Below are 10,335 nucleotides of genomic sequence, written 5' to 3' on the forward strand. Positions count from 1 at the left end.
TGGAGGAGACTGGGAGAGAGCGGCATGATCCTGACCCTGGCGCTGCTGGCGGGCCTTGTCCTTGCCTGGCTGCTGATCGCCGTGATCGAGCGGTTCCGGCTCGACCTGCGCTTCACCCAGGCGCTGCTCTATGTTCCGTTCAAGCTCGCCTACCGCATCGCCGATAACCGCATCCGCATTGCCCGCAGCGCGAAGACCCCCGTCATCTATGTGGTCTGGCACCAGTCGCGCATCGAGCCGGCGCTGATGCTGTCGCTGCTTCCCGACGACACGCTGCACATCCTGGACGAGGCTTCGGCGCGCTCGCCATGGCTGGAGCCGTGGCGTGAGCTTGCCCGCACTATCGCCTTCAACGCCGAGCATATCTTCGTCAGCCGCCGGCTGGTGCGCGTGCTCAAGGGCAAGGGGCGGCTTGCCGTCTATCTGCCGGACAATGTCGAGCCGGACGTCAAGTCCTTCAGGCTGTTTCGCGCCATCACGCGCATCGCCATGCAGGCCGACGCACGCATCGTGCCAATCTTCGTTGCCGGCACGCGTGACCTGCCGGTGTCGCTGACGCCGAAGGAAAAAGCGCCGCGCCACTGGTTCCCGCGGCTTTCGATGAGTGTGCTGGAGCCGATGACCATTGCCGAGCTGGTGGCGCGCAATCCCGACATGGCGTCCAACACCAATGCGCTGTTCGACCGGTTCGCCGAGGCGCGGCTTTACGGCACCAATCTCGATCGCGGGCTCTTCCTCGCCATGCGCGACGCCGCCGACCGCATCGGCCCTTCGCGGCCGATCATCGAGGATGTGATTTCCGGTTCGCTCAGCTACCGCAAGCTGTTCATCGGCGCGCGCGTGCTCGGCCGCCATTTCGAGGCGGTGACGGCGCCCGGCGAAGCGGTCGGCGTGCTGCTGCCCAACGCCAATGGCGTGGTGCTGTCCTTCGTCGGCCTGGTCTCAGCTGCCCGGGTGGCGGCGATGATCAACTACACCGCCGGCCCGGCGAGCGTGACCGCGGCGATCCGCACTGCCGTCATCAGGACGGTGGTTTCCTCCCGCGCCTTCATCGAAAAGGCGGGCATCGACGATATCGTCGCCGCGGTCGAGGCGGGTGGCGCCAAGATGCTGTGGCTGGAAGATGTGCGCGCAAATGTGACGACCCTGGACAAGGTCGCCGCAGCGCTTCTGTGGCGTTTGCCGCTGCAGCGGCAGCAAGCCGCGAAGCCCGCTGTCATCCTGTTCACCTCCGGCTCGGAAGGCACGCCGAAGGCGGTGGTGCTGTCGAACCGCAACCTGCTTGCCAATGTCATGCAGGCCGAGGCGCGCGTCTCCGTCTCGCCGGCCGACATCCTGCTCAACGTTCTGCCGGTGTTCCATTCCTTCGGATTGACCGGCGGCACCATCCTGCCGCTGGTGCTGGGCGTTAAGCTGTTCCTTTACCCCTCGCCGCTGCATTACAAGATCATCCCCGAGATCGCCCGCAAGGTGAAACCGACCGTGATGTTCGGCACCGACACCTTCCTCGCCAATTACGCGCGCACCGCCAAGGACGGCGACTTCTCCAGCCTGCGCTTCGTCGTGGCCGGCGCCGAAGCGGTGAAGCCGGAGACGCGGCGCACCTATCGCGACCGCTTCCAGGCCTCGATCGTCGAAGGCTTCGGGCTGACCGAGGCCGCGCCCGTGGTGGCGGTGAACACCGCCATCCACAGCCGCGACGGCACAGTCGGGCGGCCGCTGCCGGCGATCCGCATGAAGCTGGAGCCGGTCGAAGGCATCGCCGAGGGCGGCCGGCTGTGGCTCGACGGACCGAACATGATGATGGGCTATATGACCGCCGACCGTCCCGGCGAATTGCAGCGGCTGGAAGGCTGGCACGATACCGGCGACATCGTCTCGGTCGACCGCGAGGGCTTCATCACCATACGCGGGCGGGCCAAGCGCTTCGCCAAGATCGCCGGCGAGATGGTGTCGCTGGGCGCCGTCGAGATGCTGGTGCAGTCGCTATGGCCGGAAGAGCGCCACGCGGCGGTGGCAGTGCCCGACAAGAGGCGCGGCGAGCGCATCGTGCTGGTCACCACCGCCGACGACGCCAATGCCGAGGAGCTGCGCCAGTTCGGCAAGAAAGCCGGCGCGGCCGAATTGATGGTGCCCAACGACATCATCAAGGTGGACGATATCCCGGTGCTGGGTTCGGGCAAGACGGATTACATCTCGGCAAGAAAGCTGGCGATCGACCGGCTGGGGCTGAGTGCGGCGGCCTAGGGCGCAGCGCTACCCGATATCCGACGGCGGCACCTTCTCGCCTTCGCGCATGGCCCGCTTCGAATAGGCGCGCACCGACAACGGCAGGAAAAGCAGGTACCCAGCGACGGAAGCCGTCAGCGTGTACCAGGGATAGGTCATCAGCAAGAGAATGTAGAGCACGACGCCCAGGATGACCGGCAGCACCCTGTCGCCCGGCACCTTGACGCTCTTGCCCGAGTAGACCGGTAGGCGGCTGACCAGAAGGAAAGCGACCAGCACGGTGAAGCCGGTGGCGACGAAGGCGGCCGGCCGGCTGGGCTCCAGACCAAGCCGCAGGAAATAAAGATAGAGCGGGAGCATGACCAGCACAGCACCCGCCGGGGCCGGCACGCCGACGAAATATTCGGTCTGCCAGGCCGGCTGCTCGGCGTCGTCGGCCAGAACGTTGAAGCGGGCCAGCCGCATGCCGCAGGCGATGGTGAAGAGAAGTGCGGCGATCCAGCCCGGCGAGCCGGCGCGGTCGAGCAGGAAGGCGTAGAGCACCAGGGCCGGCGCCACGCCGAAATTGACGATATCGGCCAGCGAATCCATCTGCGCGCCGAATTTCGAGGTCGCCTTCAGCATGCGCGCCAGCCGCCCGTCGATGCCGTCGAGGAAAGCGGCAAGCAGCACCATGACCACAGCGATCTCGAAGCGGTTCTCGAAGGCGAAGCGGATGCCGGAAAGGCCGGCGCAGATGGCAAGCACGGTGACCAGGTTGGGCAGCACCATGCGCATCGGGATCTCGCGGATGCGCGGACCGCCGCTGGCATGGGCCTCGAATTTCTTGAACGGCGCGCCCAACGCTCAGGAAACCCTGACCAAGGGCGTGACCGCGGTGCCGCCGAATTCGGCAAGCACGGTCTCGCCGCCGACCGCCGTCTGGCCGACCGCGACGCGCGGCACGGCGCCCGACGGCAGGAAGACGTCGACGCGCGAGCCGAAGCGGATCAAGCCGAAACGCTCGCCGATCGCGATCGTACCGCCGATCTCGGCCCAGCAGACGATGCGCCGTGCCACAAGGCCGGCGATCTGGACAGCGGCAATCGTGCCGTTCGGGCTGTCGATGACTAGGCCGTTGCGCTCGTTCTCCGCGCTTGCCTTGTCGAGCTCGGCGTTAAGGAATTTGCCGGGCTTGTGCTCGATGCGCGTGATCCGACCGCGCACCGGAGCGCGGTTGATGTGGCAGGAAAACACGTTCATGAACACCGAGATGCGGGTCATCTCGCCCGAGCCCAGGCCAAGCTCGCTCGGCGGCACGGCGGGGCCGACCGCGGAAATCACGCCATCGGCCGGGCTCACCACCAGCCGGTCGTCGACCGGGGTGACGCGCTCGGGATCGCGGTAGAAATAGATGCACCATGCGGTCAGGATCAGTCCGATCCAGAACAGGACCGAGGAGAAATAGCCGAGAAACAGCGTCGCCGCGGCGAAGGCGGCGATGAAGGGATAGCCTTCGCGATGGATCGGAACGAATGTATTCTTGACCGAGTCGAGAAGCGTCATAGGGCTTGGGGCGGTCCCTGTTTCAGGATGCGCCTCAATAGCGGAAAGCCCCCTTCCCCGCAACGCAACAATGGGGGAGGCAGCAACGCCGGCACGCAAGCCTAACTTTTGCTCCGTATGTAGGAACTCGGCTCCGTCACACGTCCTTGGCGAGAGGACACCCAGGGAGCCCGCCAATGCCTTCGCCGAAACCGTCTTCAATGAGTGCCAAGGTCGTGACAACAGGCCTCGCCTTCGGCGAGTCGCCGCGCTGGCATGACGGCCGGCTCTGGCTCTGCAACTGGGGTACCGGCGAGATCGTCGCGGTGGACGAAAATGGCCGGAGCGAGGTGATGCTTACCGTGCCGGCCGTCCTGCCCTATTCGATCGACTGGTTGCCGGATGGCCGGCTTCTGGTGGTCTCGGGCCGGGAAGGCCTGCTGCTCCGGCAGGAGGCAGGCGGGACGCTCGTCACCCATGCCGATCTGAGGCATCTGTCGAAGAACCCGTGGAACGAGATCGTCGTCGATGGGCGCGGCAATATCTATGTCAATGGCGGCGGGCCGGCGCCGGCGCCGGGCGAGCATTTCGGACCGGGCACGATCGTGCTGGTCGCAGCGGACGGCGGCGTGCGGCAGGTCGCCGAGGATATCGCCTTCGCCAACGGCATGGCGGTGACGCCGGACAACAAGACACTGATCGTCGCCGAGTCCCACGCCAGGAGGCTAACCGCCTTCGATATTGGCGAGGACGGGAGCCTTTCCAAGCGGCGCGTCTGGGCCGATCTCGGCAACGACTATCCCGACGGGATCTGCATCGATGCCGAAGGCTGTGTCTGGTATGCCGACGTGCCGAACCGCCACTGTGTCAGGGTTCGCGAAGGCGGCGAGAAAATCGACAGGGTTGAGGTCGATCGCGGCTGCTTTGCCTGCATGTTGGGCGGCGCCGACGGCAGGACGTTGTTCATCGCCGCCGCCGAATGGCGCGGGTTCGAAAGTATGGTGAGCGACGCCCGCACCGGCCAGGTGCTGAGCGCCGCTGTTTCGGTGCCCGGAGCCGGATGGCCTTCCTATAGTTCGGGCACGCGCCGATAGTTGGCGATGTCGGCCTTGACGCCGAGGCGCGCGATCGTTTCCTGCGCGCTGAAGGCGATACGCTCATGCGCGGCCTTCACGATCGGCACCGCCTTGTCAACCGCGGCTTGGCTTTCCCACTCGACCATGGTGACGAGGTTGAACTCGCCCGGGCCGGAGAATTGCTCGAGCAGGAAGTCCTGCACAAAACCCTCCTGCTGGCGCAGCAATTCATGCGTCATCCTGGCCTTGCTGAGGATTTCGTCGCGCGCTTGCGCCGGCACGACGAATTTATCGACCCGGAACACGCTGCCGGTGCGGGGATTATTGGCGGTCATTTTCATCCATCTCCGATTTGGAAGGTTTGCCTGGCAGGTGGCTCGGAGACGGTTTGCAAGCTCAAGATAGGTTGAGGTCAAGGGGAATTTTTGTCCTTCCCTTCTCCCCTTGTGGGGTGAGAAGCGGTCCGCGTTAGCGGACGAAAAGCCAATTGCTTGGCTTTTCGAGCTTCGAACGCCCTGAGCCTGCGAAGGGCCGGGCGGTGGATCGGCGCGATAGCGCCGAGCCGGATGAGGGGTGTTCCAGGGAACGCCAGCGTCTCACTCCGCTGGAACACCCCTCATCCGGCCGCTTCGCGGCCACCTTCTCCCACAAGGGGAGAAGGAAGAGCCACAGCTAGCTCACCTCCGAAGTCCTCCTGCGCACAATAACCCCAAACTCGTCGCTCTCGCGGGCGATGCGCAGGCGCTCCTCGGCTTCGGTCGCCTCGCGCTGGCGGTCCCACATCGAGGCGTAGAGGCCGTGCTTGGCAAGCAGCGCCGCATGGGTGCCGCGCTCGGCGATCTGGCCGTCCTTCAGCACGATGATCTCGTCGGCCGAAATCACCGTCGACAGCCGGTGAGCAATGACGATCGTGGTACGGCCCTTGCTGACCAGGTCGAGGGCTGCCTGGATCTCCTGCTCGGTCTGGGTGTCCAGCGCCGAGGTCGCCTCGTCCAGCATCAGGATCGGCGGCGCCTTCAGGATGGTGCGGGCGATCGCCACGCGCTGCTTCTCGCCGCCCGAAAGTTTCAGCCCGCGCTCCCCGACCATTGACTTGTAGCCCTCTGGCAGCTTCTGGATGAACGGGCCGATCTGGGCGAGCTCGGCCGCCTTGCGCACCTCCTCCTCGCTGGCGCCGACGCGACCGTAGCGGATGTTGTAGGCGATGGTGTCGTTGAACAGGACGGTGTCCTGCGGCACCATGCCGAGCACCGCCCGCAGGCTCTCCTGCGTGACGTCGCGGATGTCCTGCCCGTCGATCAGCACCTTGCCGCCCTGAACGTCGTAGAAACGGAACAGCAGCCGGGAGATGGTCGACTTGCCGGCGCCGGACGGGCCCACGATCGCAACCGTCTTGCCGGCCGGCACCTCGAAGGAGACGCCCTTCAGGATCTTGCGGTTGGGATCATAGGAGAAATGCACGTCGCGGAACTCGACCTTGCCGGGCCCGACCTTCAAAGGCTTGGCATCCGGCTTGTCGACGATCTCCTGGGGCACGTCGAGCAGGTCGAACATATGCTCGAGATCGGTCAACCCTTGCCTTATTTCGCGGTAGATGAAGCCGATGAAATTGAGCGGCACCGAAAGCTGGATCAGCATGGCGTTGATGAAGACGAAATCGCCGACCGTCTGCCTGCCGGCCTGCACCTCCAGCGCCGACATGCACATGACGATGACCGTGCCGAGGCCGAAGATGAGGCCCTGGCCGAAGTTCAGCCAGCCGAGCGAGGTCCAGGTCTTCGTCGCGGCGATCTCGTAGCGTGCCATCGAGCGGTCGAAGCGCTCGGCCTCCATGCGCTCATTGGTGAAGTATTTGACCGTCTCGAAGTTGAGCAGCGAGTCGATCGCCTTGGTGTTGGCGTCGGTGTCGCTGTCGTTCATGTCACGGCGGATCGAGATGCGCCAGTCGCTCGCCTTGACGGTGAACCAGACATAGAGGCTGACGGTGACGGCGACCACGGCGACGTATTTCCAGCCATAGGTGAAGGCAAATATGCCGGCTGTCAGCGCGAATTCGAGAATGGTCGGCGCCGTGTTCAGCATGATGAAGCGCACGATCGTCTCGATGCCCTTGGTGCCGCGCTCGATGATGCGCGACAGGCCGCCGGTGCGGCGCTCGAGATGGAAGCGCAGCGACAGCTGATGCATATGGACGAAGGTGCGGAAGGCGAGCTGGCGCACCGCATACTGGCCGACACGGGCGAACAGCGCGTCGCGCAGCTGGTTGAAGCCGAGCTGGATCAGGCGCAGCACGTTATAGGCGATGACCAGCGCCACCGGCGCCAGCAGGAAGGATGGCAGCGGCGGCGGTGTCTTCGAGCCATGGGCCAGCGCATCGGTCGCCCATTTGAAGAAATACGGGCCGGCGACCAAGGTGACCTTGGCGACGACCAGAAGCAGCGTCGCCCAGGTGACGCGGGCTCTGAGATCGGCGCGGTCGGCCGGCCACATATAGGGCCACAGATTGCGCAGGGTGGTGAGGGTGCCGGCTTCGGCGGATACGGTCTTTTCGGCCACTAGTCTTGCCTTATGGGTGAGAGGCTGGGGCAGCAGGAGTTGACGAGCTGGGTGAGCGAAGCGGAGACACCCGCAAGGGCGGCGTGGTCGACCGCGTAGCGCGAGCGCTGCCGGTCGGCCTCGAAACGGACGAGCCCGGCCTCGACCAGCACCTTCAGATGCTGCGAAACGGTCGACTGCGCGAGATCGAGGTGATCGACCACCTCACGGCAGGAGCAGCAGCGGCTGGCCGAGAGATGTTTCAGGATCTCGATGCGCGCCGGATGCGACAGCGCCGCCAGCCGCGCGGCAATGGCGCGGCTTTCGGTGCAGCGGGTGTCGGGGGATTCGGACATCGTTCATCGGCGATAGACGATGAACGATGGGAGGGCAAGCTAGGCGCATGGGTAGAATGGCCGGAGCTGCTGATCTCCCCCCTCGTGGGGGAGATGGCCGGCAGGCCAGAGGGGGGCGCGAAGGAACGCGACCAATCAAAATAAGGTGGTACATCGCTGGCGTCGGCGATTTGCGGGAAGCAGCAAGACTGACAAGTCGGCGGGACAGCGCCCCCCTCTGCCCTGCCGGGCATCTCCCCCACAAGGGCGGAGATTGGCTATTCGCCAACCCCTACTCCGTCTTCGCCGGTGCGGCTGTCATCTGCTCGCCCATGGCCTTCATGTCGGCGGCCTCGCCTTCCTTCGAAGTCGAGGGCACCTTGAACACCTGGCCCGGCCAGATGCGATCGGGATCGCGGATCTGGTCCTTGTTGGCCAGATAGATCGTCGAGAAGCGCGTGCCATGGCCGTAGACGCGGCGCGAGATGCGCCAGAGCGTGTCGTTGCGGCGGATGATGACGGCGCTGTCGGCATGTTCGAGCTTTGGCGCGACCGTTTCGGGCACGTCGGTCGAGGGCGTCGCCTCGGCAACCTTGGCAGCGCCCCCGGCGGCCGGGGCGGGCTTGGCCGCTTCGGCCGTTGCTGTGTCGGTCGTGATTTCGGCGGTCTTGGTCTCGGCCGGCTTGGTCCCGCTTGGGGCGACGGCGGCGACCGACTCGCCGGGCTCGCGCTCGAACGGGACGGCAGCGCGGGCGACGACCTTGACGCCATCATTGTCCAGGCCGTCGACATGGATGGTGTAGCTGCCGACCGGAATGTCGCGCGTCGCTTCGATCAGGAAATGCCCGTCGGCCGAAGTCTTGGCGTCGCCGAGCAGGATGGCGTCGGCATAGGCGCGCACCTTGCGGCCGGGATCGGCCGTGCCGGCGACGAAGATCTTGCTGCCGTCGATTTCGACCGCTTCGACCGCGATCTTGGGCTCCGCCGCGGCGGCCGCAGCCGGCGCGGTCGCCTGGTCTGTGGCGGCCGGCGCGGTCGCGGCCGGCGCCGAGGCCGTGTCCGATGCCGCCGGCGCGGTCGTTGCCTGGGTCGCGGGCGCCGCTGCCTGATCGGTCGCGGCCGACGCCGCCGGCTTGCTCTCGGTCTCAGGAACGGTGATCAGTTGCGAGGCCTTACCCGGCTCCTCGACCATGGCCAGCACCTGGCCTGTCGGGCTCTGCGGCACCGAGACGACGGCGGTCTGGGCCGAGGCAACGGCGATGCCGCCAACCGTCTGGCGCAGCGTGATCGTATAGTCGCCGGGCTTCAGCGGCTCGTCGAGCACGATGGCGAAGGCGCCGTCGGGTCCGGACTCGGTCGAGCCGAGCACCGTGCCCCCATTCAAAATCTCGACCTTGGCGTTGGGCGCGGCGTTGCCGGCGACGACGATCGAGCCATTGCCCTCGACGCGCACGACATCGAAGGTCGGCAGTGTCGGACCGGTGGCGGCGGGCGCCTGGGCCGCTGCCGCATTGTTGGCTGGCGCCATCTTATTGGCGGGCGCCATGGTGTTGGCTGGCGCCATGGTGTTCGCCGGAGCCATTGTGTTTGAAGGAGCCATTGTGTTTGAAGGAGCTTGGGGCACACGCGCCTCCGTGCTCGTGCTCGAGGATTCAGCCGGTTTTGCATCGGTCTGCGGCAGCGTCGCGACCTGCGCCGGCTTCTGGCTGTCGATGTAAGGATCGAGCGCACCCGAGCCATAGGCGACGGCCGCGACGGCGACAACGCCGCCCGCCGCGAACAAGAACGCCTTAGAAGGATTGATCGCCATAATTCCGTATTGCCCCCTTAGCCACCTAACGCCCGGTCTAGCGTGTTTTCCCGAGTCCGACAAGAAAAAGCCCGTCCGCGGGCTTGACCCCGCCGACCGTCCCCATCACCAATCATCGCCATGAACACGATTCGATCCGTCTGCGTCTATTGCGGCTCGTCTCCGGGCCGCGACGAGGCCTATATCAAGGCCGGCCACACACTTGGCCGCTCGGTTGCCAAATCCGGGTTGCGCCTCATCTATGGCGGCGGCACCAAGGGCATCATGGGCGCTGTCGCCGACGGTGCGCTCAAGGCCGGCGGCAAGGTCACCGGCATCATCCCGCGCTTCCTGATCAACAAGGAGGCGACCGAGACCGCGCTCGACAAGCTCGACGAACTCTTGATCACCGACAACATGCACGAGCGCAAGCATAGCATGTTCGAAAAATCCGACGCCTTTGTGGCGCTGCCGGGCGGCATCGGCACGGTCGAAGAGATCGTCGAGATCATGACCTGGGCGCAGCTTGGCCACCACCGCAAGCCGATGGTCTTCGCCAACATCAAGGGTTTCTGGGACCCAATGCTGGCGCTGATCGAGCACATGTCGGCCGAGGGGTTCATCCACACCGCGCATCGCGTGAAGCCGCTGGTGGTCGACGACCCGGAGGCGATCGTCGCAGCCATCATGGTGGCCGGCTCGTCGGTCGACGCGCCGACGGAAGGGGTGCAGTCGGTGATCGACAAGATGTAGATCCAGGGGAGTAAGGGAATAGGGGAGTAAGGGAGTATGTTAGGTTGCCGCAAAACGGCACCCCGGAAGTGGCTCCCCTACTCCCCTACTCCCC

10 protein-coding genes are annotated in these 10,335 nt (G+C 65.6%); 4 read left to right on the top strand and 6 right to left on the bottom strand.

Going from position 1 to position 10,335, the window contains the following annotated elements; genetic code table 11:
* The first annotated feature begins 24 nt into the window (after nucleotides 1–24).
* Nucleotides 25–2,247: an AMP-binding protein gene (locus FJW05_RS23500; RefSeq protein ID WP_140636081.1), complete on the top strand. Its 2,223-nt coding sequence runs from the start codon at nucleotides 25–27 to the stop codon at nucleotides 2,245–2,247.
* A 9-nt stretch (nucleotides 2,248–2,256) separates the two neighbouring features.
* Here the strand turns inward: FJW05_RS23500 and FJW05_RS23505 are convergent, their stop codons facing one another.
* Nucleotides 2,257–3,000, bottom strand: a complete 744-nt coding sequence (locus tag FJW05_RS23505) for a phosphatidylcholine/phosphatidylserine synthase (RefSeq protein ID WP_224525202.1) — start codon at nucleotides 2,998–3,000, stop codon at nucleotides 2,257–2,259.
* A gap of 75 nt (nucleotides 3,001–3,075) precedes the next feature.
* Nucleotides 3,076–3,813 carry a phosphatidylserine decarboxylase gene (locus FJW05_RS23510; RefSeq protein ID WP_281405784.1) on the bottom strand — a complete coding sequence of 246 codons (738 nt, stop codon included), beginning with the start codon at nucleotides 3,811–3,813 and terminating at the stop codon, nucleotides 3,076–3,078.
* 161 nt (nucleotides 3,814–3,974) lie between these two features.
* On the opposite strand from FJW05_RS23510, the gene FJW05_RS23515 reads away from it, so the two are divergent.
* Nucleotides 3,975–4,847, top strand: coding sequence for an SMP-30/gluconolactonase/LRE family protein (locus FJW05_RS23515; RefSeq protein WP_140636083.1), 873 nt, complete (start codon nucleotides 3,975–3,977; stop codon nucleotides 4,845–4,847).
* Here FJW05_RS23515 and FJW05_RS23520 read toward each other — a convergent pair.
* The 4 genes from FJW05_RS23520 to FJW05_RS23540 all read right to left on the bottom strand — a co-directional run bounded on the left by FJW05_RS23520 (nucleotide 4,823) and on the right by FJW05_RS23540 (nucleotide 9,263).
* Nucleotides 4,823–5,164: an antibiotic biosynthesis monooxygenase gene (locus tag FJW05_RS23520; RefSeq protein ID WP_181165051.1), complete on the bottom strand. Its 342-nt coding sequence runs from the start codon at nucleotides 5,162–5,164 to the stop codon at nucleotides 4,823–4,825. The two genes, FJW05_RS23515 and FJW05_RS23520, sit on opposite strands and share 25 nt — an antisense overlap.
* Nucleotides 5,165–5,501: 337 nt before the next feature.
* A complete protein-coding gene (locus FJW05_RS23525) occupies nucleotides 5,502–7,385 on the bottom strand; it encodes an ABC transporter ATP-binding protein/permease (RefSeq protein ID WP_140636087.1) in 1,884 nt (627 codons plus the stop codon).
* Complete coding sequence (locus FJW05_RS23530) at nucleotides 7,385–7,720, bottom strand: metalloregulator ArsR/SmtB family transcription factor (protein WP_140636089.1); 336 nt, start codon at nucleotides 7,718–7,720, stop codon at nucleotides 7,385–7,387. Before FJW05_RS23530 ends, FJW05_RS23525 begins: the two co-directional genes overlap by 1 nt.
* 271 nt (nucleotides 7,721–7,991) lie before the next feature.
* Nucleotides 7,992–9,263: a LysM peptidoglycan-binding domain-containing protein gene (locus FJW05_RS23540; protein ID WP_246673613.1), complete on the bottom strand. Its 1,272-nt coding sequence runs from the start codon at nucleotides 9,261–9,263 to the stop codon at nucleotides 7,992–7,994.
* On the opposite strand from FJW05_RS23540, the gene FJW05_RS27835 reads away from it, so the two are divergent.
* A complete protein-coding gene (locus tag FJW05_RS27835) occupies nucleotides 9,244–9,417 on the top strand; it encodes a hypothetical protein (protein WP_246673614.1) in 174 nt (57 codons plus the stop codon). The two genes, FJW05_RS23540 and FJW05_RS27835, sit on opposite strands and share 20 nt — an antisense overlap.
* A gap of 212 nt (nucleotides 9,418–9,629) precedes the next feature.
* Nucleotides 9,630–10,241 carry a TIGR00730 family Rossman fold protein gene (locus FJW05_RS23545; protein ID WP_140636093.1) on the top strand — a complete coding sequence of 204 codons (612 nt, stop codon included), beginning with the start codon at nucleotides 9,630–9,632 and terminating at the stop codon, nucleotides 10,239–10,241.
* The last annotated feature ends 94 nt before the right edge of the window (nucleotides 10,242–10,335 follow it).

This window comes from Mesorhizobium sp. B2-9-1, from assembly GCF_006439455.1.
Lineage (GTDB): Bacteria > Pseudomonadota > Alphaproteobacteria > Rhizobiales > Rhizobiaceae > Mesorhizobium.